Source organism: Sporosarcina sp. FSL W8-0480, from assembly GCF_037963765.1.
Lineage (GTDB): Bacteria > Bacillota > Bacilli > Bacillales_A > Planococcaceae > Sporosarcina.
In genome coordinates, this window is sequence record NZ_CP150166.1 from 2,086,234 (window position 1) to 2,112,986 (window position 26,753).

A 26,753-nucleotide genomic window follows, 5' to 3' on the forward strand; every position below is an offset into this window, starting at 1 on the left:
GTGGTGCAGTGAAAAAGAAGAAAAAAAAGGGGTTATCAATAAAAACGAAACTATTCATGATTGTTTTACTGACCCCTGTAGCTGTAGTCACCTTTACTCTTTCTGCAATTGTTTGGACAGGTATACAAAACCCAAACGTTTTGAAGAAATCAGCGAGTACTTTACTTGAATTTCAAGATAGGCATACCGCGACTGTAATTCCTGAGGAATATATTCCAATTTATAAGGCTGCCGCTGAGGAATACGGTGTTCCGTGGACACTACTTGCAGCGCATCATCGGATTGAGACCCGCTTCTCGACGATGGATCCCTTATTATCGCCAGTGGGAGCGGAAGGTCATATGCAATTCATGCCATGCACATTTGTCGGTTGGAGCTATCCGGGATGTGAAGGTCTTGGAAAAGGTGATATCCCTGAAAAAGATAAAACCAATCCAGCAATCATCAAACAGCACGGCGGGTATGGCGTAGATGCAAATGGCGATGGGATAGCAGATCCTTTTGACATTGAAGATGCAATTTTCAGTGCCGCTAATTATTTATCAAGAAGTGGGGCGGCAGAGGGTAAGATAAAAGAAGCTATTTTCCTTTATAACCGTAGTGATAAATACGTAGAGGATGTTATGTGGTTTTACAATGAATTTGAAAACCAAAGAAAAGATGAAAAATAAAAAGAGCATCGAGGAGAAAACTCGACGCTCTTTTTATTTTTGCTTTGACATTTAAGATGCTCTGCGCATCGATTTCATAATGAGGCTCACAATAAACACAAGGATTAACGCTCCTAATAAGGCGGGGATGATGTAAAAATCAGATACGCGTGGTCCCCATTGGCCAAGAAGCATTCCACCAACCCACGCACCGACGATACCTGCAATAATATTACCAATAATACCGCCTGGAATATCTTTTCCTAAAATTAGACCAGCAAGCCAACCGATAACTCCACCGATAATTAAAAACCAAATAAAGCTCATTATACTTCATCTCCTTTTTAGTAATTCATGATTGCCTCTGTAGTATATGAATATCCGATATTTCGATACGTCAAACATTTTAGGCGAAAAAATTACTAAAAAGGAATGGATTAGCGGATAACTGTAGCACCCAATGAATTTTCAAAATGGCCTAACGCCCACTCATGACCCGCAGGATTAAAGCTTGCAACCCCTTTTTCATGGACAACAATGTCGAACCCTTTATTGTAAGCATCAACAGAAGTATGGAGGATGCATATATCCGTACACACACCGACCAAATGCAATTCCTTTATGCCACGTGCGCGCAATTGCAGTTCAAGGTCAGTACCAGTGAATGCACTGTATCGTGTCTTGTCTATCCATAAAATTTCATTTTTTCTTTCCTCATACAATGTGTGGAGAGTGCCAAATAGTTCTCGTCCTTGTGTCCCTCTAATATTATGTGGAGGAAATAATTTAGTTTCAGGATGAAATGAATCATCTTTTTCATGTACATCCACAGGTATGATGACAAGCTCCCCATCATCCAAAAATTTTCTTGTCAAATCTGTAATATAATCCTCCAAATCAATACCCGGCTGACCGCATGTAAGAGCTCCATCTTCCGCAACAAAATCATAAGTATAATCAATCACCAATAATGCTTTTTCCAATATCCTCACCCTTTCCAATTGTCTATACTCCTATCATGACACACCTTAAGAAAAATTTCAGTAAGAAAAAGGTCATTACATTTTCTTATGTAAGACTATAAATATTAAGTATTTTACTTATGAACGTAGGTGTACTATGATGGAGTAGAGAAAAGATGCTTATTTACGGCCTTTTCAGTCGAAAAAGGAGGAGTTACAAATGGCAAAAAGCAATTTGCACAATAGCCGCAAATCTTTCGAGCTGAATGGTAAGACATATAACTATTACCAACTGAAAGCTCTTGAAGAAGCAGGCGTTGCGAACGTTTCTAAACTACCTTATTCAGTAAAAGTGCTACTTGAGTCCGTCTTGCGCCAACATGACGGCTATGTGATCAAAGACGAACACGTTGAAAACTTGGCAAAATGGGGCAAGGACGCTGATAAGGACGCTGAAGTTCCTTTCAAACCATCACGCGTTATCTTACAAGACTTCACTGGAGTTCCAGTTGTCGTTGACCTTGCATCCCTTCGTTCAGCAATGGCTGAAATGGGTGGAGACCCGAACAAAATCAATCCGGAAATTCCAGTAGATCTTGTTATCGACCACTCGGTACAAGTTGACCGTTACGGTTCAGCAGATGCACTTCGCCTGAACATGGAACTTGAATTCGAACGTAACGCTGAGCGTTATCAATTCCTAAGCTGGGCACAAAAAGCGTACGATAACTATCGTGCTGTTCCTCCAGCAACAGGTATCGTTCACCAAGTTAACCTTGAGTATCTTGCAAGCGTAGTCCATGCAATCGAAAACGAAGATGGAACATTCGAAACATATCCAGATACACTTGTTGGTACAGACTCTCATACAACAATGATCAACGGTATCGGTGTTCTTGGATGGGGTGTAGGTGGTATCGAAGCCGAAGCAGGTATGCTTGGCCAACCTTCATATTTCCCGATTCCTGAAGTTATCGGTGTTAAACTTGTTGGCGAACTTCCGAACGGAACAACCGCAACTGACCTTGCACTTAAAGTGACTCAAACACTTCGTGCACATGGAGTTGTTGGTAAATTCGTTGAGTTCTTCGGACCTGGCGTTTCTAAATTACCACTTGCTGACCGTGCGACAATCGCAAACATGGCTCCTGAATACGGTGCAACTTGTGGTTTCTTCCCAGTTGACGAGGAGTCACTTGACTACATGCGTTTAACAGGACGTGAAGAAGACCATATCCAAGTCGTTAAGAAATATCTTGAAGAAAACGATATGTTCTTCACACCGGATAATGAAGAACCTACTTACACAGAAGTGATTGAGATCGATTTAACTAAAATCGAAGCGAACCTTGCTGGTCCGAAACGTCCGCAAGATATGATTCCACTAACAGAACTACAACGCTCTTTCAAAGATTCCGTTGTAGCTCCTGAAGGAAACCAAGGCTTCGGTCTTACTCCGAAGGAATTCGAAAAGAAAGCTACAGTTGAGTTTGCAGACGGCCGTACTGTCGGCATGAAAACAGGCGACCTTGCAATCGCAGCTATCACTTCTTGTACGAACACTTCCAACCCATACGTTATGTTAGGTGCTGGACTTGTTGCGAAGAAAGCTGTTGAAAAAGGACTTACACCTCCTGCATACGTGAAAACTTCACTTGCACCAGGTTCAAAAGTCGTTACTGGCTACCTTGAGGACTCAGGTCTTTCCAAATACTTGGATCAAATCGGATTCAACACAGTTGGTTACGGATGTACAACATGTATCGGAAACTCCGGTCCACTTCTTCCTGAAATCGAAAAAACGATTACAGAAAACGACCTATTAGTTTCTTCAGTACTTTCTGGTAACCGTAACTTTGAAGGACGTATCCACCCACTTGTGAAAGCGAACTACTTGGCTTCACCGCCACTTGTTGTTGCTTATGCACTTGCTGGAACTGTCGATATCGACTTCGAAAAAGATCCAATCGGTAAAGCAAAAGACGGCACAGACGTATACTTCAAAGATATCTGGCCAACATCGGAAGAAGTGAAGGAAGTTGTTAAAGCAACTGTAACACCTGATCTTTTCCGTAAAGAATATGCTCGCGTATTCACAGAAAACGAAGCTTGGAATGCAATCGAGACAACTGATGATTCATTATATGACTTCGATGAAAACTCGACGTATATCCAAAACCCACCGTTCTTCGAAGGCTTATCAAAAGAGCCTGCTGATATCGAAGCTCTTTCCGGACTTCGTGTAATCGGTAAGTTCGGTGATTCGATCACGACTGACCATATTTCACCTGCGGGCGCAATCGGTAAAGATACGCCAGCTGGTAAATACTTGCGCGAACGCGGCGTAGAGCCACGTTACTTCAATTCATACGGTTCCCGCCGTGGTAACCATGAAGTAATGATGCGCGGTACATTCGCGAACATCCGTATCCGTAACCAAATTGCAAAAGGTACAGAAGGTGGCTTCACTACTTACTGGCCGACGAAAGAAATCTGCCCAATCTATGACGCAGCTATGCGTTATCAGGAAGATGGAACAGGTCTTGCAATTCTTGCAGGTAAGGATTATGGTATGGGCTCTTCACGTGACTGGGCTGCAAAAGGTACTTCACTATTAGGTATCAAAACAGTTATCGCGGAAAGTTATGAGCGTATCCACCGTTCGAACCTTGTCATGATGGGTGTTCTTCCACTTCAATTCTTGAATGGGGAAAGCGCTGAAACACTTGGTCTAACAGGCGAAGAAGAAATCAGCGTAAACATCGCGGAAGGCGTAAAACCACGCGATATCCTGAAAGTGACAGCAACTTCAAAAGACGGCTCTGTAAAAGAATTCGACGTATTGGCTCGTTTCGACTCTGAAGTTGAAATCGACTACTACCGTCACGGCGGAATCCTTCAAATGGTTCTTCGTGATAAAATGAAGAATAACTAATATTATTTTAAAAGCGTCCGATTACATCGGACGCTTTTTTACATACTAAAATTCAGTGTTGACGGATCACAAAAGCTAACATATAATACAATACAATTAAGTTTCTATAAACGAGCTATGAGAAGGACATGAATCATTTCGAAAGCTTTACCAGAGAACAGGGCCTTGGCTGGAAGTCCTGTAGCGGATGAATTGATTTACCACCTTTAAGCTATCATAGGGGACTGCGTATTGCAGGAAACTATGATCGGGAGACCGTTATCGATTGAAGCGCCGAGCTTTTTAAGCATGGCGAAATTTGGGTGGCACCACGACCGCATTCGTCCCTATATTGGGGAGAATGCGGTCTTTTTTTATTTTAATATCAGTGTTGAGAAGGACATGAATCAATTCGGAAGTTTTGCCAGAGAACAGGATCACGGCTGAAAGTCCTGTAGCGGAATAATTGATTTACCACCTTTGAGCTATCGTAGGGGACTGCATATGCAGGAAACTATGATCGGGAGACCGTTATCAGTTGAGCGCTGCGCTTTTTAAGCATGGCGAAATTTGGGTGGCACCACGACCGCATTCGTCCCTTTACTGAGGGAAGAATGCGGTTTTTTATTTATATAAGACTAATTAATAGGAGGAATTACAATGTCAGTACAACTGGAGATTGAAAAAAGGAACCATCGAAAATTAGGTCAAGAACTTGAATTGTTCATGTCGTCAGAAGAAGCGCCGGGCATGCCGTTTTATTTACCAAAAGGGATGGTTTTACGGAATGAGTTGGAGCAATTTTGGAAACGGAAGCATGAGGAAGCAGGCTATGAAGAGATTAAAACACCGATCATGATGAAGCAAGGATTATGGGAACAATCCGGTCATTGGGATCACTATCATGAGAACATGTATTTTTCGGATGTGGATGAACAGCAGTATGCATTGAAACCGATGAATTGTCCGGGTGCGATGCTGATTTTTAATCACAAACGAAGAAGTTACCGGGAAATACCGATCCGTTATGCAGAATTAGGTTTAGTGCATCGCCATGAATTATCAGGCTCTTTGAATGGACTATTGCGAGTACGTGCATTTACACAAGACGATGCACATCTATTTGTCCGGAAAGATCAAATTCAACGGGAAGTCGATAGTGTATTGGATTTGATAGACGATATCTACTCGGAGTTCGGTTTCAGTTATGAAGTCGAATTATCGACAAGACCGGAAAATTTTATGGGCTCCATCGATTTATGGGATGAAGCGGAACAGTCATTGGAAGATGTGTTGAAACAGCGGGGAGTGGCTTATCGTATTAACGAAGGAGATGGCGCGTTTTATGGTCCGAAAATTGATTTTCATATATTGGATTCATTAGGACGGAGTTGGCAATGTGGAACTGTGCAACTGGATTTCCAAATGCCGGAGAAATTTAATTGCAGATATATTAATGAAAAGAATGAACTTGAATATCCGATCATTATCCATAGGGCTATTTTCGGATCAGTAGAGAGATTCCTTGCAATTTTGGTGGAGCACTACGCGGGAGAGTTCCCATTATGGCTCGCACCTGAGCAAGTAAGAATCATACCGATTGCAGATAAGCATGTTGCTTATGCTCAGGAAGTGAAAAAGGGGCTTGCAGCAAAGGGATTCCGTGTTAACGTGGACGATCGAGCTGAAAAGATGGGGTTGAAAATTAGAGAATCAGAGAAGCAGAAGGTTCCTTATATGATGATTGTTGGTGATCAGGAAGTTGAAAAACAAATGGTTTCAGTTCGGAAGCGAAAAGAAGGTGACCTTGGTCAGTTAGTCATTGAGGATGTCTTAGACTTATTAAAAGTAGAATAAGAAAAGAGTGCCGACATGAGCACTCTTTCCTTATTAGCCTCTTGTTAGTCCGAATGTACAAATTCAATTTTCCTACATTCATACAGTCCATTTTGAAATTCATACGTAAGATGAAAACTCCCTATATATCCACCAGCGGGTGCGATCTGGGCACCGACGATGGCCATCAATTTGTTATCAATAACTTCAAATCGTATCAAGTTATCTGTAACGACATCGGAAAATAAATTCTTTGGTTCTATCCTTAATTTGTCTATTTTTATGACCGTCTTTTCATTTCCAATAGTAATAGTGGCTACCGATTTGGTCAACTTCGTTTTCACGTTCTTCAAAAGAATCGCCATTGGATTATCAACAATCATTTCCCTATATACATTGCCGATATTTGTTTCCGTATTATGCAGGACATGAACCTCTTGAAGAATAGTTCCAGTACCATACCCTTTAGTTAAAATGATGATTAATTCTTTTTCTCCATCATGATTAATATCGCTGTAAATCAATTGCGGCCAATAGCTCTCATTTGACACATTGATCCAAAACGGGAAGTATTGAATAGCTCCATTTGCCTCTAATCGGAATTTCTCCAGATTGCCTTCTCTCTCAGTCGCATATAAATAGATATATGCTTCCGGTATTTTCCCAACAACTTCTTCACCGGACATGGACTTTACTGGTTTTATCATAAGTACTATCAAACAGGCTGCTACGCAACATACTAACACCCGATTCATATAACACCTCATTACTGTTTGGTTTAGTATGATCAAAATACTTTGGATTATTTCTTTCGTATTGAATAGCAGTTCCCCAATCAGCAATAATCACCTCTCTTTTGTATAATGTTCAAGAGAGGTGATGACATGTTTATCAGTGAAAAAGAAATAGAAATTCGATATGCAGAAACCGACCAGATGGGGGTCGTCTATCACGCGAATTACTTAGTCTGGATGGAAATTGGGCGCACAAGCCTCATACAGGATTTAGGCTTTACATATGCCGGCCTCGAAGCAGAAGGCTATCTTTCTCCGGTTATTGACTTATCCATCCAATATAAGGCTGCTATGCGGTACGGACAAAAGGCGACCGTGCGTACATGGGTTGAGTCGCATGGAAAGCTGCGCACGGTTTATGGCTATGAAATTTTGCATGAAAATGGTACCATTGCAGCAACCGCCACTTCCGAACATATTTTAGTGAAGAGGGACAGCTTCAGACCGGTTTCATTGATGAAAATTGATCCTGCATGGGATGCTAAGTATATGGAAATCTGCCGGGTGACAGACTAATGGCGTTCGGTATCAATCGTGCGGAATTGAAAGCTTGGAAAGAAAAAGTTCGGAACGAAGAGATTGCTTTTCTTACCCATTACTGGATTGACGATCGCTTTCCTGGGTGTAAAACGGTGACAAAAGTGGGATGTACGAATCTTGATAAATTGATTGAATGGGGTAAAACATATGGGTTGAAGCCAGAATGGATTGACCACCGCAAGGATTATCCCCATTATGATTTGTTCGGAAAAATTGAACTGAAAGCATTACTTGATGCAGGGTTAATTGATCAAGCACATCGATTTAATTTACTAGATAAGCATGAGGGATAGCCCTTCATGCTTATTTGTTTTGCCTAAAGCGAATCTCCGCTAATGCATACAACTAATAGTAGGGGAATGTCTTGAGGAAGTGGGTGCAGTAGAGATGGAAACAATTCTATTTATCGGATCCGCGACTTCCGGATCGAGTTTGGATGCATTTGAAGCTGCCAATCGATTGGGCTATGGAACCATACTGGTTACAAACCGCAAGACGTTTATCCACAATAAAAACAATTTCCCCTTCATCGACAAAGTGATTTATGTGGATGTAATGGATGAAGACACGATTAGAAAACAGATTTTATATTTGATAGATACAACATACACACTCCAAGCCATCATCAGTTTTGTAGATCCATATACCTCTTTAGCCGCAAGACTTTCCAATGAGTATTGCGATTCCTCCATCTCATCCGATGCCTTACAAATACTTGAAGATAAATCCACTACACGCGAAGTATTAAAAGATCATCCTGCAACTTGTGAATTTAAAGTTATCAATGGAAAACAGTTAATTCATTCATCAATGGACTATCCTTTCGTGTTGAAAAAACCGGTTTCCAATGGTTCAAAAGATGTTTATTTAATAGAAAATGAAGTGCACTTAAATGCCGCCCTGAAAAAGATGGCAACACAACACCCAGTAATCATTGAAGAATTTATCGATGGAGACCAATATGTCATTGAAACGCTTGTTTGTAACGGTTTGCCTATCATTGTCGCGATTATAAAACAGGAAATATCGATGGACTATACATTCATCGTAACGGGATATGAAGTCGTCATCAAAATGGATAATGTCATCTACCGTGATCTATGGAAATCAGTCATTTCAATCCTTCGTGAAATTGGTCTAAAACATGGTGCGTGCCATCTTGAAATGCGTCTTTCAAAAAAAGGATGGAAGCTGATTGAGATTAATCCAAGAATCTCTGGTGGAGCTATGAACAGAATGATCTATGAGGCACTTGGTGTCAATCTTGTTAAAGAGACGGTCAAACTTTATCTCGGAATGGAACCGGATCTCCTTGTAAGAAAATGTCAACCGATCTATACATCTTTTATTACACTCCATAACTATGGGTATTTGCTCGGGATTGAAGGTGAACATGAAGCCGCATCATCAACCGGAATTGTCGATATCCATCTACGACCTGTGATTGGCACTCTGATAATGCCGCCTATATCGATGGGGCAACGATATGGCTATGTAATGGCTATAGGAAATACTTCTGTTGAAGCTAAGGCAAGGGCAGAAATGGCCGCAAGATGTATAAAGTTTTATATTGAGCCGATATAAACGCAATGACAACCTACATAAAGGGAGGGGTAATAGATGACGAAATGCTGCATTTGCGTTGAAATGAAAGAGCTTCTAAAAGAGCAGAAATTGCTTTCCCACTTCGGGAAAGGATTCAAGTTTATTCATATGCCCAAATGTAAGGACACGATTCCACTCGTGCTACAGTCAGGTGAAGATTTTGATTATTTTACTGCGATGATCGAAGGTGGAACTACGCCTTATTTCAGATTGGAAAAGATTGATGAATCAAGTTGTTGCGCTCAATTGAGACTGCTAAAACCAGTCGATTTTAAAGGGCGGCTCGCTATGACGGAAAAAGATTTATACACATTGAAAAAAACTTCCCACTGCATCCACGTAGAACTTTGCTGCTTCTGCGCATTCACCCCACTTTCCATAGACCTGCTTGACCGTCCCCTACCAATAATCGAATCAAAAACCTAAAAACTAATTCCTGTTTTGTAAACTCTTGTCCTTGTCGTTCTACATTCAAATGAATGTATTATATAGAGCCACTAAAAAGGAGATAGACTATGACAATAATAGGAATGTTACATCATCGGAAAGACCCGGAAACAGTTATAAAGGCATATGCATTTGCTGCCGTAGCTGAAGCCGAGGGTGCGAATTTTTTTTACTTTTCTCCGGGGGAAGTAAACTTAGTCAATCGCACCATCAGAGGACAAGTGTACGAAAAAGGTAAATGGCAAACAAAAATAATGCCATATCCAAACGTCATCTACAATGCGGGTAGCCCCGAAAAACTATCAAAATCAAAAGAAATCATCAACCAGTTAAGAAAAGATATCCCATTTACAACCTACTCAATTGGAAATAAATGGAGTGTCAATCGAAGGTTAAAAGAGGCGAAGGACTTTGCCAGTTATCTAATACCAACCGAAGTCGTAAAAAACTCAGATCATTTCATGACATTCATTGCCGCATTTGAGAAAGTAGTCTTTAAACCGATCGATGGGCGAAAAGGAAAAGGCATCTTTTTCATCATCCAGGAAGGTAATCGTTTTACGGTGCGAGGCGATGGGACATATAAAAGTTATACTGTTGCACAATTAAATGCTTTCATTAAACAGAAATTATCGCAAGGTACTTTCATCATCCAGCCCTATATCCAGTCGGTCACAAAATCTGGGCAAGTGTTTGACTTCAGATTGCATGTTCAAAAAAACGGCAAAGGTGAATGGGTAATTACGACAATTTATCCACGTGTCGCTCCAAAAGGTTCAATTATTGCAAATATTAATAGTGGCGGCTATACGAATTATTTGGAGCCATTCTTGGAACAGGAATTTAAAGATGATGCATTTAATATTAAAAAGAAATTGGAGTATTTCTCCCTATCACTTGCAAAACATTTGGATGAACTTCAAATGGAGAAATATGGCGAAGTAATTGATGAAATTGGGATTGATATCGGGATGGATCAAGACCAGAAGTTATGGATTTATGAGGTGAACTGGCGTCCAGGCTGTCCGCCTGCATTCTATTTAGAATTGGATGTTGTAAAAAATACGATACAATATGCAATGTATATCGCCAATAATCAACAAGCCATCAAACAGAAAATCAGGGAAGCGAAACGAAGAGGGGCAAAGAAGGAACAAACTACTCCTATTATTGCCATAACCGGAAGTGCAGGTAAAACGACGACAAAAGCATTTTTATCGTCCATTCTATCGAAAAAATGGAATGTCTTTGAGTCAAAAGATTATTGGAATACGACGGAGCATACGAAACAACACGCTGCGGAAATCAATTCCTCACATCAAGCAGTCGTTCTTGAGTATGGTATGGCGTATCCCGGTGTCATTACAGAGCATTGCCAAATTATCCAGCCTAATATGTCCATTGTAACAAACGTCGGTCTTGCACATGTCGGAAATTTTAATGGCGATCCACGTGGAGTGGCAAAAGCAAAATCCGAATTAATACATGGGATGGATCAATCAGGAGTACTTTGCTTGAACCGAGATAATGACAATTCACGATTTTTAGAGACGGAGAATTTTAAAGGAAAAACGATTACAATCGGTATAAAAAGACACGCGAACTATCGAGCATACGACGTCAAATATACCGACCAGGGCATGACTTTTAAAATGAAACTGCAAAATGAAGAAATTGAATTGTTCATCCCGATATTCGGGGAGCATCATGTGTATAACGCGTTATCTGCAATTGCAATTGCAGATCATTTAGGATTTTCTCCAATGGAGATCAAGACCGGTCTTCTATTCAAAAAGCCTCCAAGAAGGTTGACGATTTATAATTGTAAGGACAATATTACAATGATTGACGATACGGTCCATTCACATCCTGAAGGCGTTCGGGCAGCATTAGATGTATTGAAGAACCTTGCAAAGCATCGAACTATTGCCATTATCGGTCAAATGAGGGAGTTGGGTGATATTCGGGAAAGGGAGTACCGAAAATTAGGGGATTATATAGAGCAACAAGGGATTGACATATTGATCACATACGGATTTAGGACCGAGGAAATCGGGGACCAAGCGGAAAGGCAAGGAATGCCCGCTCGGAATATCTATCATTTTACAGATCGTGAGAAACTGCATGATTTATTGTCAAAACTGATTAAGAAAGACGATACCATCCTTATCAAAGGGGCAAGCAAGACCAATATGTTCGAAACGGTAAAATTTATAGATAAAAAGTATAGTTAAATAGTAAAGAGGACTTCTTTAGCGGAAGTCCTCTTTACTGTTGTTCTTTAACATGAAATTGTATTTCTTCTACAGCCTTCTTTGCAAAACCTTTTGCCTCTTCCAACGTTCTTCCTTGCGCGATGACATAAGCATATCTGTGACCCATCGATAGTGGCGGCATGAGCAATGTCCCTTTTTTGGGCTTCACATACACTTCCACAATTCCAGGCAATTTTCGGGCCCTGTTTTTACCGGTAACTTTTTCCAAAATTCCTTTCTGTTCCACGATAACGTATTGAGTAAATACAAAGTTCCTCTGTGTAACAATTAGAGAAGGTTGTTCGCCTAAGTATAATTTTAAGGTTTCTTCGGTTAGGTCATATCCGAAGGCAGCTTTCAACATGTTATTCATTGCACCGCCTGAAATGCGGGGGTTGATTTCGATTAAGCGCCAGCCATTTGTCGTCAATCGCATCTCGACATGGAGGGCACCGTTTTCAATCTCCAACTCCTCCACAATTGACTTCAAAACTTCCATTACACCATCGTTCACCTGCCTTGGAACGACAGCAAGAACCCCATATCCGGTAATTATGAACCTCTTTCCGAACGTTATTTCTTGTTTGATCACTCCAGCAATCTTTATATCTTTATGATGAACAATCGCCTCCACTAAATACTGATCACCTTCAATGAATTCCTCGATAATTACGGCTTCCGTGGGATTCCTCTCTTGGAACTTAAGTATATGACGTTCCAATTGCTGTAGATTGGTCGCGCGCAGTACATCCTTGGAACCAGTGGATGACGCCGTTTTCACAATCATAGGGAAGTCAGGCAGCCCTTCAATACTTTTCAACTCAAGTTTACTGCCTGGGTCAATTGTTACGTATTTCGGGGAGTAAGGAAGCCCTTTTAGTTTATCCCTTGTCCCCGCCTTATTTTCCATAATAAGTGCGGCGTTTGAAGATGTGCCATTCGGGCAAAATTCTTCACATAGTTTCAGTGCTCTGGCGACATTTGAGTCAACAAAGCTTGCAATCGTCATAATTTCATTTCCCTTGGACTTCAATGTTAGAATCTCTTTTTTCATCTCTACCAAATTTGTTACATCGACGAACACCATTTCATGAACATCCATATACTCTTTCCGTTGTTGAATCTGCTTTTCATTGCTTGTAAAGAGCACAGTAAAATAACCAAGCCGAACAGCAGACCTAATTGCTTCCCGACTTGAGCCCGATTTATTTGTACCGATAAATATGATTGTTTTCAAAAAGCCCACTCCTTCATAATTAAGACGACTCTTTATAGGTTATGAGGAAAGCTTCCCAATGCATGGTTATACATCATGCGGCTAATTAATAATTCATCCATGTTTATCGTACAAGCTGCTGAACGGTTGCCGCATATTATGATAAAAGGAAGAAGGGAGTGAATCCATTGAAACCATTATCGATTGGATACATTAAACAAGTAATAGCAGGAGAGTTGCTTCAAGGCTCTGATGATATGTTTGTACAACATGGTGCATATCGTCTTAAACAGGTCAGACATACACATACAATTCTCTTTTTAAAAGGGAAAATCATAAAATGGGATCGTTTAAGACCTTATTTTCCAATTGCAATAGTCACTGAATATGGTAGGCAAACGAACGAACGAGACGAGGACGTAACAATTATTAAAGTTAAAGATTTGGAGGAGTCCTATTGGAAGTTCATTAAAGATTATCGTAAAAGCATTGATATTCCAGTTATTGCTGTTACGGGCACTTCCGGTAAAACGACAACGAAAGAAATTATACGCCATCTTTTAATGGCCGATAGAAAAATCGCCTTTACAAATAGTACAAATAACTCCCGGACGGTGCATTTAGCGAATCTGCTTAGTATCGATGAAAACACCGAAGCTGCCGTGTTTGAAACCGCTGTTGGTGCTCCAGGTGACATATTGAATGCGGCTGCATATATAAAGCCGACTATCGGAATTATAACGAACATAGGAGAACATCATTTGAATTATTGCAAAACACTAAAAGACTATATCGAAGCAAAGGGAGAGATGATTCGTTCCATTCAACCTGGCGGTATTCTCATCCTAAATGTTGACGATGAAAGAACAATCCAACTTGACAAAAACCAGTTTACTGGAAAAGTACTTACTTTCGGCATTCATAATTCATGTAAATATCGAGCAAGTAATATCATTTATTCCACTGATGGTATGCATTTCACCCTTGAACACAATCAGATGATTTACCGAATGTTCGTTCCGGGACTTGGCGAACACCAAGTATACAATGCCTTGGCGGCGATTGTTGCTGTTCACCAAATTGGTATGAGCTTTATGGAAATTAAAGATCGCTTGAAATCATTTGAAACTTTGAATAGGCAAATGCAAGTTTGTGTTGGGCCCAATGGATCGACAATTATCGATGATTCATGGAGCATTACTACCACTTCCCTAAAAGCGGCATTAGAGGTACTTAAAAACGTAGGGAAAGACAAGAGGAAAATTGCAATAATCGGAACAATTACTGATTTGGGATCATGGGGATATATCATTCATCAACGAGCAGGGGAAATTATCGCCAAAAGTGAAGTAGATTGTCTTATCACAATTGGTAAACATGCAAAGATTATGGGGGAAACCGCGGGTAAACTGAATCCTACAATAGAGGTTCATTCCTTTAATAATCATATTCTTGCATACCCTTTTCTCAGAAATATGACTGACCAATCTACAGTTGTACTGGTAAAGGGAGATATGTACAGTGAAGCAGTAAAAAAATTGGCGATGCTTTTACGAAAATAATAGTCATTGGTGATCGGACTATTATTTTGTAGGATTTAGGACAAACACCAAGCTCAACTCATCCAGTAACTAATATAGTAATGTAGATCAATTATAAGGGAGGGAATAATTATGGGGTTAATTTGTGATTGTAGTGTTGTTGTCAATGCCCTGTCCGTAGATAACAATGTTAAATTTCAAAGAGTAGACGGTACAGTTAAAGGTGATTTGAAGTATTTGGCAAATGTCTGCGACAATAATTTGGATGCTTCCAGTTTAACGTTACGATTTACAGATAAAGAGCAAGCGGGGGGAGTAGACAGAAGCTTCCTATTTGTAGCTGGGACAATCACTTCAGTTGTATGTAGAAAAATCTGCATGAATTGTGAGGTCACCGTAACAGGAACTGGAACAGTCGGAGGCGTAACCTATCCATTTGAAGCAGTCTTCAGGGATCAGGTTGCATCTTCAAATGTTGATGATGTACAAAGTTTTGTCATCACAGGATTCTTTGACCAAAATGGAGCAGCACCGGTTCCACAGGGGTCAATAGTCGCCGTCGGCTGTGTTTAATGTAGGTATACAATTGTTTGTTATTCGAATACTCGTAAAGGAGGGAAATCTATGAAGGGAATTCGTGGCCGTTACGGTCAAATGAAAGTGCTGGAGCAGGAATTAGGTTCAACGGTTCGTCTACCAGAAATTAGGAGTTTTTCGAAGGTTAATTTGAATCGTTCTATTTTGCGCCAAGAAGTTATCAGTATAAAATCGTTATTCGGCCCTCAAGAGATCAAAGTGGATCCTGTTTCAAATTCTCCATCAATAATTGTAAACGACAACAATCAACTTTCTTTTGCAAATAGCGAAGAAGTCTACGAATACTTGATTGACCATGCATTCACAAAACAGCATTATGTTATACAAACCGTTCCGGTAACTAATCTCTCCGTACCTCATCATCACCGGTTTACCCTTCATAGAATTTCCTCGTCAGCCAATTGGAAAGTTGTTCATCATACAATGATCGATGGCAACGGATTTGGAAGGATCAGATATGCAATTCCTATATGGAAAGCTATAAAATTGGTAAAACGCATAGTTTATATACTTGGAAAACACTATCCCTCCTGTAATACGATTGCAGTTGAGGTCATGCAAAACAAAATGGGTGAACTTTTTATTACCGATACGGTTCTCCATGAACGTAATAGTAAATGGAGTCAATATCTATCTCTATGTAGTGATAGGGCGTTGCGTAGCTACATGCCTAAAACAGAACTATTTACAAATCGTTCTCTGAAAAAACTTTTAGGATCATATAAACAAGTGGTTTTGAAACCATGTATCGGCCAACAAGGTAAAGGGATCGTAAAAATTACCGTATTAGATGATAAAACCTATGAAATTCACGACAAAAGAAAAAAAACAATAGAAAAGAATTTTACGGAACTTCTTTGCTATCTCCGTGAACAGTATCTAAATGAAAATGATTATATCGTTCAACAATACATCAATATAGCCAAAATAGATGATCGACCCTTTGATGTGCGTGTCATGACTCAAATCAATGAGCAGGAATGGATCATAACTGGCAAATTAGTTAAAGTGGCGGCAAGAGAATTCTTCATTTCTAATCGAGCAAGTAAATTACTTACACTTGATGAAGCATTAAGACTGTCTGATAGTCGTATTACCTTAAGTAAATGCGAATTTTTGATAGATAAAATTTGCAGGAAATCATCTATGATCCTTGCAAATAATTACGAAGGAATAACAATTATCGGCTTTGATGTCGCTATCGATAATCGCGGGGCAGTATGGATTATCGAAGGGAATTTTGCTCCTTCCACAGCAATGTTTTACAAATTTGACGGCAACAAAGCATATGAAACTATTTACAAATATATTAGAAAAAATAAAAATAGGATCTCAACGCTGTCCAATCGAGAGGAGGAGAAAACTTGAAACCACTTACAGTAAAAACTCTTCGTAAAGTGTTGGAAGGCAAAATAATCTACGGTTCAGATGACTGGGATGTGAGCGACGTCATTTACTACAAACGTCATGATCACGCCAATCGGAACACAATGCTATTCGTAAGCCGGAATGATGAAATAAATTGGGACATGATCAATAAAAAGGGTCCGTCCCTGATTGTTACTGATAAGACTGATATTGCTATACCTAATGTAGCAAATACAACCGTCATGCAAGTCATGAGTTTAGTGAAGTCGTATTGGAAGTTTATAACTTACTATCGTAATCTATTTCAAATTCCAGTTGTTACAATAACTGGAACGTGTGGAAAAACAACTGTAAAAGATATGATAAGACATACACTTCTTGAAACAAAGAATGTCCATTCCTCCCTCAGTAGTAAGAACGAACCAAGACGTTCACTTCCTTATTTGATGGGAATAGATGATCAAACGGAGGCGGCTGTTTTTGAACATGGACTCGGCAATTCGGGTAATATCAAACACCAATGCATGATTTATCAGCCAACAATTGGAATCATTACTACGATTGGAGTTCATCATTTGGACGGTTGCGGAAACTTGGAAGGGTATATTCGGGCAAAAGAAGAAATAGTAGGCGGCATTAAAGAAGGGGGAACCCTCATTTTAAATGCTGACGATGAAAATACGAAGAAACTACGGCTCAATAATTTCAAAGGAAAGATCATCTATTTTGGGACATCCGGCAAATCCCATTTCAAGGCGGCACGCATTAAGTTTACAGACGGAGGAATGAGTTTTATACTCCGTACAGGAAATCGTAACTATAAAGCTTTTATCCCTGGATATGGGGAACATCAGGTTAGCAATGCACTCGCAGCAATAGCCGCAGTCCATGAAATGGGGATGGATATAAAGGCAGCAATTTCTCGTCTGAAAACGTTCAGGAACATGGATAGACATTTGGAGTTTTCGAAGGGTATCAATGGAAGCACAATCATTGATGATACGTGGACGAATAACCCTACATCCGTAGAGGCTGCTTTGAAAGTACTCGATTCCATCGGAAAAAACAAAAATGTAGTGTTGATTCTTGGAGATATCAATCGATTGGGAAACTTTGAGAAGCAGTACCATAGGGAAATTGGGAGTATGATTGCGAAAAGGAAAATTGGAACGTTGATCACGATTGGAAAAAAAGCGGTGGAGATTGCTAATCAGGCAAGGAAAGATGGAAGCACGGCTACTATTATGAGTTATGAGCATGTGAATGAGATTGGTAGTAGGGTGGATCATCTTTTGGATGAAAAATCGCTTGTACTTATTAAAGGGCCTATGTCAAGCCGTGGAATGATTGAATTTGCTAAAAGACTAAAGAGGTAAAAGGTAAAAAAAGAAGCATCCAACGCAAATGCGAAGATGCTTCTTTTTATTAGTTAGTGATTACACGACGGGCTTGTACGTAGTTTTTGGATGCCCATGTTGAAGAAAGGCTTTGTTTTTCCACTTTGCCTGTTGTGGATAGGCTGATGAATTGGTTGTTGCCCATGTAAATCCCGGTTTGTGTAATTCGTGTACCTTTATTGTCAGTGGAGAACAACAGAAGATCTCCTTTTTGTAGATTTGATTTTAATACGGATGTACCTACTTGCGCCTGTTGGGCTGCCATTTTGTATTTCAGGTCAATGCCTTCTTGTTTATACACATAATACGTGAAGCCAGCACCCGTGAAAGTTAATGTATTTTCATTATAGACATACCCGAATTTCGCTTTATTCGTTAGACTTTCCGCGAAGTTGACAAGTTTATCTGCCGTTGTTGTAGCAGGTAATGATGGTTCGGATGGCTGTGACGGTTCAGTAGGGTTGTTTGGAACGGATTCCGTAAATACCCTTTTAGCAGTAATATAGTGATCCTTATAATAATCTGCCAAGAGAACTCGTGTAATGACGCCACCAGTCGTTGGAATTACAACACGGTGTTCACCAGCGTAAATTCCGACTAAACTTGCAGTTGTTGAACCCGTTACACTATTGAAGAAAACAAGGTCCCCTTTTTTCAAATTGGATTTTGATACAGTTGTCCCTTTGCTTTGTAGATCACGTATACTTTTCGCATCAAGTGTTGTACCGTTTTGTTTGTAAACATAATTGACAAAACCAGTACTTGTAAACTTCCTAAGAGACTCATTGTTGACTGAACCGATTGTAACTTGGTCTTTCAAATCATAAGCAAGTTCTGTAATTATATCGCCTTTTGTTGCAGGGTTAGAAGAGAGAAGGCTTGGAATGACACGAGTTGCACCGTAATAATTATCTGTGTAATACGGTTTGCTGTTCAAGTCAGAGATTACGATGTTTTGTTGCGGATCTGCCATATGGATTACTTTATTGTCACCAATATACATTGCGACGTGGTCAGGATCCGTTCCCGTTTTTTTGCTCTTAAAGAATAGCAAGTCTCCTTTTTTCCATTGACCTTTTGCTACTGGTGTACCTTGTTGCATCATATAGTTTTCATTGTATGTTGCAAGGTCTACACCGCTTTTCTCGAAAACGTACATGAGAAATGTTGCACATGAGAATTTATATGGATATGTTGGCTTGTATTCGGCAGTGCTATATGTAGCCTTTCCAATCAAGCTTTTTGCAAATTGGATTAATTGATCGGCTTTAGCATCTACTACTTGTTGTGATTGTTGTGAGGTTACTGTGGCAGCTGAGACGGTATTATTATTATGTTGATATGTTGGTATTGTTAGTGATGTGACAGTTACGCATGTGATTAATGCGGCTGATAAGAGTTTACGTTTCATCATGAATCCTCCTAAATTAGTTTTCTTACTCTACGGACTGATAGTAGCATAGAAAAAGAGGGGATTCTGAAGGGAATATTCACCAACGAACGGAACAGGTTTCGGAAATGCCTGTGAATTCTGGTGTCGTTGCTCTTCTTTACAAATAGATTACAAGCGAAAAAAGGAGAATTTAGGAAGAAATATTAAACAAAAATAATAAAAAGCGTGTGGCTGTTTGCCTTCACGCTTTTTTGTAGGTGTAAATTAATTCATTAATTTTAGGGTCGACGTTGACATGGAGATCGTGTTCATCGAAGAACCAATGGTCTCTTCGTTCGATAAAGAAGTGAATATCTTCTTTTATAGTCTCTACTACAGCTTCGTCGGGTTGTTCTTTTGTAACTCCGAGGGAAAAGCCGTCGTGCAATGGGCTTGAACCACCGTATCTTGCAAAGAATTTAATGTATTCTCCAGGTCTCGCTTCCATTTCATCTTTAAACCAAATTAATGCCTCGTCTGATAATATGATTTTCAATTGATCATCACGCCTTTCGGTAGATGCCTCTATTGTATTACAACCACTTTACTTTAGGCTCAGTTCCTGCTTTGATCCTTGTAATGTTTGCACGATGCCTATAGAAAATGAAGATTCCCATAAGGCCAATTATAATCATTAAAGAGTAGTCGCCAGTCCAAACGTAAAAAATAAAACTATATATAAATGCAACGACCGCCACAATCATTGAAGATAATGAAACCATTTTAGTGATTTTTAAAGCGAGTAGGAATGTAAGTAGTACGATGATGAAAATTGGCCAGTTATAGCCTAAAAGTACTCCACCTGAAGTGGCAACGGCCTTGCCACCTTTGAATCCCGCAAAGATAGGGAAAATATGACCTAAAACTGCACAAAAGCCAAGTACAAGTGGGTGAATGCCTGTATTGCTGAATATAGGTAACAGTACAAGGAGGACGGCGGCTGTACCTTTTAGAATATCAAGGATGGTAACGACCAGTCCCGCTGTTCTACCAAGCACGCGAAATGTATTTGTACCACCTAAATTCCCGCTGCCATGCTCCCGCACATCTGTTTTGTAGAAAAGCTTGCCCACCCATAATGCTGAGGGAATGGAGCCAAGTAAATAAGCTATTAGTATTAGAATGATATTTTCCATAGTAGGTCCCCTTTTAGTTTCTTTGGTTCAAGTCTAACAGAACGCTGAGACTCCGACAATGGAAGGATTTAAGTTGCGCGAAATATTTACCTGTCCTAACAGTTTCTAATGATCTTCTATAACTAAGTTTTTCCTTATCTAATTGCAATAAACGACTTTCTTCTATACAATTAATTGAGCATGCTTCCTGAAACGTTGATTTGACAAGCTTTACAGGAAGCGATACGATATTATATACACAAAAAGAGAACATTCGTTTGATGGGGGTTGCGATTTGACGAAAGAGCAAGAAGTATATGCATATGATGATGACTCCATCCAAGTCCTTGAGGGCCTTGATGCAGTTCGAAAAAGACCAGGGATGTATATTGGTTCAACCGACTCCCGTGGACTTCATCACCTTGTTTATGAAATTGTAGATAACGCGGTGGATGAGGCACTTGCAGGATTTGGTTCTGAAATAGATGTGACAATTCATGCAGATGGTAGTATTGGTATCCGAGACTTCGGACGAGGAATGCCTACTGGGATGCACAAAACTGGAAAACCGACAACGGAAGTCATTCTGACAGTCCTTCACGCGGGAGGGAAGTTTGGTCAAGGCGGTTATAAGACAAGTGGTGGTTTGCACGGAGTTGGTGCTTCTGTCGTTAATGCGTTATCGGAATGGCTTGAAGTGACGATCTTCCGTGAAGGTAAGAAATTTCGCCAACGCTTTGAAAACGGTGGAAAACCGGTTACTACATTGGAAGAGATCGGTACTACACGTGAAAAAGGTACTTTGATACATTTCAAACCAGATCCATTAATCTTTTCGACGATTAAATATCAGTATGAGATTCTATCAGAGCGTTTACGGGAATCAGCATTCCTTTTGAAAGGTTTGAAAATTGTTCTACAAGAAGAAGGAACTGAAAAGCACGACGTCTTTCATTATGAATCCGGTATTAAAGCTTTCATTGACTATCTAAATGAGGAAAAGGATGTTCTACATGAGGTCGCATACCTTGAAGGAGAGTCAGAAGGAATTGAAGTGGAATTTGCATTTCAGTTTACGGATGGCTATTCGGAAACGATTCTATCCTTCGTAAATAATGTGCGGACAAAAGACGGGGGAACACATGAAACCGGCGCAAAGACTGCAATGACTCGTGTTTTCAATGAATATGCAAGGAAAACCGGTTTATTAAAAGAGAAGGATAAGAACCTTGATGGTTCTGATATTCGTGAAGGGGTTTCTGCAATTGTTTCTGTCCGGATTCCTGAGGAGATTCTACAGTTTGAAGGTCAAACAAAAGGGAAGTTAGGGACAAGCGAAGCAAGAACCGCTACAGATGCAATCATTTCACAGCATCTTCTATATTTCCTTGAAGAGAACGCGGAACTGAGTGCCAATCTGATACGAAAAGCTGTGAGGGCACAACAAGCACGGGAAGCTGCGCGTAAGGCAAGAGAAGACGCACGTTCTGGAAAGAAACGTAGACGTTCCGATACTTTGTTAACAGGGAAACTAACTCCTGCCCAATCAAGAAATGCGGCAAAGAATGAACTATACCTTGTCGAAGGGGATTCAGCAGGGGGTTCCGCAAAACAGGGTAGGGATCGGACATTCCAAGCGATTTTGCCACTTCGGGGAAAAGTCATCAACACCGAAAAAGCAAAATTAGAAGATATAATGAAGAATGAGGAAATCAACACGATCATCCATGCAATTGGTGGGGGAGTCGGCGCGGATTTCCAAATTGACGATATCGCGTACGATAAAGTGATTATCATGACCGATGCGGATACTGACGGAGCGCATATACAAGTGCTTCTTCTAACATTCTTTTACCGCTATATGAAGCCTTTGATCGAGGCTGGAAAAGTGTATATCGCTTTGCCTCCGTTATATAAGGTCTTCAAAGGTACCGGTAAAAAAGAAGTGGTTGAATATGCATGGACTGAATCGGACCTTGACGCTGCCATTAAAAAGGTCGGACGTGGTTATATGCTTCAGCGCTACAAGGGACTTGGTGAAATGAACGCTGATCAACTTTGGGATACGACGATGAATCCTGAAACACGGACATTAATCAGGGTCACTATTGAAGATGGTGCTCAATCGGAAAGACGTGTGACAACACTAATGGGCGATAAAGTAGAACCAAGAAGGAAATGGATAGAAAGCAACGTGGATTTTGGAACTGAAGAACATAATATTTTGGAAAATGAACATTTGCATGTTGATGAGGGGGATTATAAATGACTTCAACTGAGCGTTATCAAGATCTGCCCCTTGAAGAAGTAATTGGTGATCGTTTTGGCCGTTACAGTAAATATATTATTCAAGACCGCGCTTTACCTGATGCACGGGATGGTTTAAAACCTGTACAAAGACGTATTTTATACGCGATGTTCCATGAAGGGAATACACACGACAAAGCATTCCGGAAATCCGCAAAAACGGTCGGAAATGTTATCGGTAACTATCATCCTCATGGGGACTCATCCGTTTATGATGCAATGGTTCGTATGAGCCAAGAATGGAAGCTGCGTCATTTAATGGTAGAAATGCATGGAAATAACGGCTCTGTGGACGGCGATCCAGCAGCCGCCATGCGTTATACAGAGGCAAGACTTTCAGCGATTGCTGCGGAAATGTTACGAGATATCGGAAAGGAAACGGTGGAGTTTGTTCCGAACTTCGACGATACAGAGCCAGAACCAACAGTGCTTCCAGCTCGTTTTCCAAACTTGCTAGTAAACGGTTCAACTGGGATTTCTGCAGGGTATGCGACAGATATTCCACCACATGCCCTCCATGAAGTAATTGATGCCGTCCTGATGAGGATGGATAATCCGAATGTGACAGTCGATGAATTGATGACTGTTATTAAGGGCCCGGATTTTCCGACAGGTGCAATTATTCAAGGTACAGGTGGCATTAAAACCGCTTATGAGACAGGCAGAGGTCGCTTTATCATTCGAGCAAAATCTGAAATCGAACCGTTAAAAGCAGGCAAATCACAAATCGTCATCACCGAAATTCCTTACGATGTGAATAAAGCGAATTTAGTGAAGAAGATTGATGAGCTGCGTGTAGATCGAAAAATGGATGGCATTGCTGATGTAAGGGATGAATCCGACCGTACCGGCCTTCGAATTGTAATCGAATTGAAGAAAGATATGGATGGCAATGCCATTTTACAATATCTCTTAAAAAATACAGACCTTCAAGTGACATATAACTTCAATATGGTCGCAATATCAAACAGAAGACCGACATTAATGTCATTACCGATGCTATTGGACGCCTATATCGAACATCAAAAGGAAGTTGTTACAAGAAGATCGAAATACGATATCCAAAAAGCGAAAGATCGTTTGCATATTGTAGAAGGCCTTATGAAGGCTTTGTCCATTTTAGATGATGTGATTAAGACGATTCGCGCATCAAAGGACAAGCGTGATGCCAAAAACAATATCATTTCGAAATTTGGGTTTACCGAAGTACAGGCAGAAGCCATCGTTTCACTACAGTTATACAGGCTTACAAACACAGATATAACTGAACTGAAAAAAGAGGACGCTGAGCTTCGGAAATTGATTGAACATCTTGATGCAATCTTGAAAAGTGACAAAAAGCTTTCCTCAGTCATCAAAAAAGAATTAGTGGATGTTCGTAAGCAGTTTTCCGAACAGAGAAGATCGGTAATTGAAGAGAGAATCGAGACGATCAAGGTTGACCTCGATATCCTTGTCCCAAGTGAAGAAGTTGTTGTTTCGGTAACAAAGGATGGATATGTGAAGAGAACGAGCACTCGTTCGTATAGCGCTTCAAATGGCACTGGTATGGATATTAAGGATTCAGATTATGTCATTATGGAATCCGTCATGAATACACAGCATCATATTCTACTCTTCACGTCATTCGGTAATTACATTTATCAGCCAGTTCACGAATTACCGGATATAAGGTGGCGTGATTTAGGACAGCATATTTCAAGCATCATTTCGCTTGAACCGAATGAAGAGATCATTGCAGCAATTGGCGTAGATAACTTTGAAGAGGAAAAATTGATTTTAACTGTATCGGATAATGGAAATATTAAACTATCTAAGCTCTCCGATTTCCAAGTTCAGCGTTATTCACGAACTTTTAAAGCAATGAATATTAAAAAGGGCAATTATATGGTTGATGCGCAGTTAGTGGCTGGAAACGAAGAAGTTATTTTATTTACCGAACAGGCATACGCGTTACGTTTTTCACTCACTGAACTGTCGGTCACTGGCATTCGCACGGCTGGCGTACGTGGTATTAATGTAAAAGCTGAAGATAAGCTTGTGTCAATGATTGTCATTCGGGATGAATCAGAATCCATATTCATCGCTACACAGCGTGGATCTGTCAAACGAATGGGGCTAAAAGAGTTTGAGTTAGCCGCGAGAGCACAACGTGGTTTGGTTGTGTTGAAAGAACTGAAAACGAATCCTCATCGGATTGTAGGAACTGTACCTGTAAAACCAAGTGAAAATGTGATCTTATCGACGAATAAAGATCATAAAGTAACCGTTGAAGCAGGAACATTAAGACTTGTCGAGCGTCTATCGAACGGAAGTTCCGTTTTGGATGAAAGTAAGGAAGGAACTGTCGTTTCAGTCTACAAAGAATTAACAGCAGAAATGAAATCTTAACCTGGCGTCTGTCAACAATTAGTATTTTGTTGACAGACTTTTTTGATGTCGAAATATTGATAGTGACATTTTTCGTTTTTTACCGTATAATAATTCGGAAGTCGAAATAACTTGAGGGAACGGTGAATGGTATGTGGAGAAATCGGAACGTTTGGATTATCCTAAGTGGGGAAATGATAGCCGGTCTTGGATTATGGACAGGGATAATCGGAAATTTAGAGTTTTTACAAGAAAAAGTCCCTTCCGATTTTGTAAAAGCACTGATCCTTTCCATTGGTTTATTAGCAGGTATTATTGCCGGACCGCTCGCAGGAAGAATCATAGACCAATCAAAAAAGAAAACAATATTAATCGCTGCAGGCTTTGGTAGACTGTTTAGTGTCGTATTTATGCTATTAGCCATCTCTACCGGATCTGTCTGGTGGATGGTCGCTTTCATCATTACAATTCAACTATCAGCAACATTCTATTTTCCAGCATTACAATCTACTATTCCTCTAATCGTAAAAGATGACGATTTACTAACAATGAACGGAATGCATATGAACGTTGCTACGATTGCCCGTGTTGCCGGAACAGCACTGGCCGGTGTCATACTTGTGTACTGGTCATTGGCATCACTTTATTGGGTTTCTATGTTGGCGTATGCCTTGCTATTAGGCTTTACGATGCTTTTGAAAGTAGATGAGGAGAAAGAGGGAAGGGGAGAGAAAGGAAAAAAGGAGAAAGGCGGCTTTATAGAAGTATTTCCCGTCCTAAAGGCATTTCCAGCTGTCGGAATGACTCTTGTTATGACGATGATTCCTTTATTATTTATAGGATCCTTTAATCTGATTGTCATTAATATTAGTGAAATCCAAGATTCTTCATCAATAAAAGGGCTGATTTATACTTTTGAAGGTATAGCTTTCATGATTGGTTCTTTTGTCGTTAAAATTCTAACAAGAAAATGGAAAACCACGGTTATTTTATTTTTCTTTGCATCTATGGTCGCTATAGCAGAATTCATGCTGTATTTTGCTGATAATATTGTAATAACTTTGGCAGCATTTGCGGTGTTAGGATTTGCGTTAGGATGCTTTTTTCCAACGGCAATGGTTATTTTTCAAAAACAAATGCCAAAAGCGTATCATGGACGTTTTTTCTCATTCAGAAACATGTTGGAAAGAGTCATGTTCCAAATTGTCTTATTAAGTGCAGGAGCATTTTTAGACATTCTAGGATTGCAGACAATGGTGATCATTTTTGGAATGATAAGTTTAAGTTTGACGTTGTTATTTTTCATTCAAATGAAACGAAGGAATATAATTTTGGAACACCAAATAAAAGCAGAACCTGCAGCGGAAATCATCTGATAATCCGCAGCAGGTTTTATTTTGCTGAAAA

23 protein-coding genes are annotated in these 26,753 nt (G+C 40.0%); 16 read left to right on the forward strand and 7 right to left on the reverse strand.

Annotated elements, in window-relative coordinates; genetic code table 11:
* Positions 1-8 precede the first annotated feature (8 nt).
* A complete protein-coding gene (locus NSQ43_RS10850) occupies positions 9-671 on the forward strand; it encodes a lytic transglycosylase domain-containing protein (protein WP_339250093.1) in 663 nt (220 codons plus the stop codon).
* Between the two features lie 51 nt (positions 672-722).
* Here the strand turns inward: NSQ43_RS10850 and NSQ43_RS10855 are convergent, their stop codons facing one another.
* Both NSQ43_RS10855 and NSQ43_RS10860 read right to left on the reverse strand, forming a co-directional pair.
* On the reverse strand, positions 723-977 hold the full coding sequence (locus NSQ43_RS10855) for a GlsB/YeaQ/YmgE family stress response membrane protein (RefSeq protein ID WP_301244905.1): 255 nt from the start codon (positions 975-977) through the stop codon (positions 723-725).
* A gap of 110 nt (positions 978-1,087) precedes the next feature.
* Positions 1,088-1,642, reverse strand: coding sequence for an isochorismatase family cysteine hydrolase (locus tag NSQ43_RS10860; protein ID WP_339254881.1), 555 nt, complete (start codon positions 1,640-1,642; stop codon positions 1,088-1,090).
* A 190-nt stretch (positions 1,643-1,832) separates the two neighbouring features.
* On the opposite strand from NSQ43_RS10860, the gene acnA reads away from it, so the two are divergent.
* From acnA to thrS, 3 genes are all read left to right on the forward strand, one after another.
* On the forward strand, positions 1,833-4,547 hold the full coding sequence (gene acnA / locus NSQ43_RS10865) for an aconitate hydratase AcnA (RefSeq protein WP_339250099.1): 2,715 nt from the start codon (positions 1,833-1,835) through the stop codon (positions 4,545-4,547).
* A gap of 231 nt (positions 4,548-4,778) precedes the next feature.
* Positions 4,779-4,973, forward strand: coding sequence for a hypothetical protein (locus NSQ43_RS10870; RefSeq protein ID WP_339250101.1), 195 nt, complete (start codon positions 4,779-4,781; stop codon positions 4,971-4,973).
* Between the two features lie 213 nt (positions 4,974-5,186).
* Complete coding sequence (gene thrS / locus NSQ43_RS10875) at positions 5,187-6,383, forward strand: threonine--tRNA ligase (RefSeq protein WP_339250103.1); 1,197 nt, start codon at positions 5,187-5,189, stop codon at positions 6,381-6,383.
* Between the two features lie 44 nt (positions 6,384-6,427).
* Here thrS and NSQ43_RS10880 read toward each other — a convergent pair whose 3' ends face one another.
* Entirely contained in the window at positions 6,428-7,117 is a 690-nt protein-coding gene (locus NSQ43_RS10880; RefSeq protein ID WP_339250105.1) for a hypothetical protein, read from the reverse strand.
* A 129-nt stretch (positions 7,118-7,246) separates the two neighbouring features.
* Between NSQ43_RS10880 and NSQ43_RS10885 the strand changes: the two genes are divergently transcribed.
* The 5 genes from NSQ43_RS10885 (at position 7,247) to NSQ43_RS10905 (ending at position 11,982) form a co-directional block, all read left to right on the forward strand.
* Positions 7,247-7,672: a thioesterase family protein gene (locus NSQ43_RS10885; RefSeq protein ID WP_339250107.1), complete on the forward strand. Its 426-nt coding sequence runs from the start codon at positions 7,247-7,249 to the stop codon at positions 7,670-7,672.
* On the forward strand, positions 7,672-7,989 hold the full coding sequence (locus tag NSQ43_RS10890) for a hypothetical protein (RefSeq protein WP_339250109.1): 318 nt from the start codon (positions 7,672-7,674) through the stop codon (positions 7,987-7,989). The genes NSQ43_RS10885 and NSQ43_RS10890 overlap by 1 nt, the downstream gene beginning before the upstream one ends.
* Before the next feature lie 94 nt (positions 7,990-8,083).
* Positions 8,084-9,280, forward strand: coding sequence for an ATP-grasp domain-containing protein (locus NSQ43_RS10895; RefSeq protein ID WP_339250111.1), 1,197 nt, complete (start codon positions 8,084-8,086; stop codon positions 9,278-9,280).
* Between the two features lie 36 nt (positions 9,281-9,316).
* The gene (locus NSQ43_RS10900; protein ID WP_339250113.1) at positions 9,317-9,727 is read left to right on the forward strand and encodes a CotY/CotZ family spore coat protein; all 411 of its coding nucleotides are present in this window, start codon (positions 9,317-9,319) and stop codon (positions 9,725-9,727) included.
* 89 nt (positions 9,728-9,816) lie between these two features.
* Positions 9,817-11,982 carry a YheC/YheD family protein gene (locus tag NSQ43_RS10905; protein ID WP_339250115.1) on the forward strand — a complete coding sequence of 722 codons (2,166 nt, stop codon included), beginning with the start codon at positions 9,817-9,819 and terminating at the stop codon, positions 11,980-11,982.
* A 34-nt stretch (positions 11,983-12,016) separates the two neighbouring features.
* Here NSQ43_RS10905 and NSQ43_RS10910 read toward each other — a convergent pair whose 3' ends face one another.
* Positions 12,017-13,249 carry an ATP-grasp domain-containing protein gene (locus NSQ43_RS10910; RefSeq protein WP_339250117.1) on the reverse strand — a complete coding sequence of 411 codons (1,233 nt, stop codon included), beginning with the start codon at positions 13,247-13,249 and terminating at the stop codon, positions 12,017-12,019.
* Positions 13,250-13,407: 158 nt separating this feature from the next.
* On the opposite strand from NSQ43_RS10910, the gene murF (NSQ43_RS10915) reads away from it, so the two are divergent.
* The 4 genes from murF (NSQ43_RS10915) (at position 13,408) to murF (NSQ43_RS10930) (ending at position 18,101) form a co-directional block, all read left to right on the forward strand.
* A complete protein-coding gene (gene murF / locus NSQ43_RS10915; protein WP_339250119.1) occupies positions 13,408-14,781 on the forward strand; it encodes a UDP-N-acetylmuramoyl-tripeptide--D-alanyl-D-alanine ligase in 1,374 nt (457 codons plus the stop codon).
* Positions 14,782-14,892: 111 nt separating this feature from the next.
* Entirely contained in the window at positions 14,893-15,333 is a 441-nt protein-coding gene (locus NSQ43_RS10920; protein ID WP_339250121.1) for a hypothetical protein, read from the forward strand.
* A gap of 51 nt (positions 15,334-15,384) precedes the next feature.
* Positions 15,385-16,725 (forward strand): YheC/YheD family protein, encoded by a 1,341-nt coding sequence (locus tag NSQ43_RS10925; protein WP_339250122.1) that lies wholly within the window; start codon positions 15,385-15,387, stop codon positions 16,723-16,725.
* Positions 16,722-18,101, forward strand: coding sequence for a UDP-N-acetylmuramoyl-tripeptide--D-alanyl-D-alanine ligase (murF, locus tag NSQ43_RS10930; protein WP_339250123.1), 1,380 nt, complete (start codon positions 16,722-16,724; stop codon positions 18,099-18,101). Before NSQ43_RS10925 ends, murF (NSQ43_RS10930) begins: the two co-directional genes overlap by 4 nt.
* 49 nt (positions 18,102-18,150) lie before the next feature.
* Here murF (NSQ43_RS10930) and NSQ43_RS10935 read toward each other — a convergent pair whose 3' ends face one another.
* From NSQ43_RS10935 to plsY, 3 genes are all read right to left on the reverse strand, one after another.
* Positions 18,151-19,533, reverse strand: coding sequence for an NlpC/P60 family protein (locus NSQ43_RS10935; protein WP_339250125.1), 1,383 nt, complete (start codon positions 19,531-19,533; stop codon positions 18,151-18,153).
* 223 nt (positions 19,534-19,756) lie between these two features.
* A complete protein-coding gene (locus tag NSQ43_RS10940) occupies positions 19,757-20,050 on the reverse strand; it encodes a HesB/YadR/YfhF family protein (protein WP_339250127.1) in 294 nt (97 codons plus the stop codon).
* A 37-nt stretch (positions 20,051-20,087) separates the two neighbouring features.
* Entirely contained in the window at positions 20,088-20,690 is a 603-nt protein-coding gene (plsY, locus tag NSQ43_RS10945) for a glycerol-3-phosphate 1-O-acyltransferase PlsY (protein ID WP_339250129.1), read from the reverse strand.
* Positions 20,691-20,964: 274 nt separating this feature from the next.
* On the opposite strand from plsY, the gene parE reads away from it, so the two are divergent.
* From parE to NSQ43_RS10960, 3 genes are all read left to right on the forward strand, one after another.
* Positions 20,965-22,938: a DNA topoisomerase IV subunit B gene (parE, locus tag NSQ43_RS10950; RefSeq protein WP_339250131.1), complete on the forward strand. Its 1,974-nt coding sequence runs from the start codon at positions 20,965-20,967 to the stop codon at positions 22,936-22,938.
* Positions 22,935-25,367: a DNA topoisomerase IV subunit A gene (parC, locus tag NSQ43_RS10955; protein ID WP_339250133.1), complete on the forward strand. Its 2,433-nt coding sequence runs from the start codon at positions 22,935-22,937 to the stop codon at positions 25,365-25,367. Before parE ends, parC begins: the two co-directional genes overlap by 4 nt.
* Before the next feature lie 131 nt (positions 25,368-25,498).
* The gene (locus NSQ43_RS10960; RefSeq protein WP_339250135.1) at positions 25,499-26,722 is read left to right on the forward strand and encodes an MFS transporter; all 1,224 of its coding nucleotides are present in this window, start codon (positions 25,499-25,501) and stop codon (positions 26,720-26,722) included.
* Positions 26,723-26,753 lie beyond the last annotated feature (31 nt).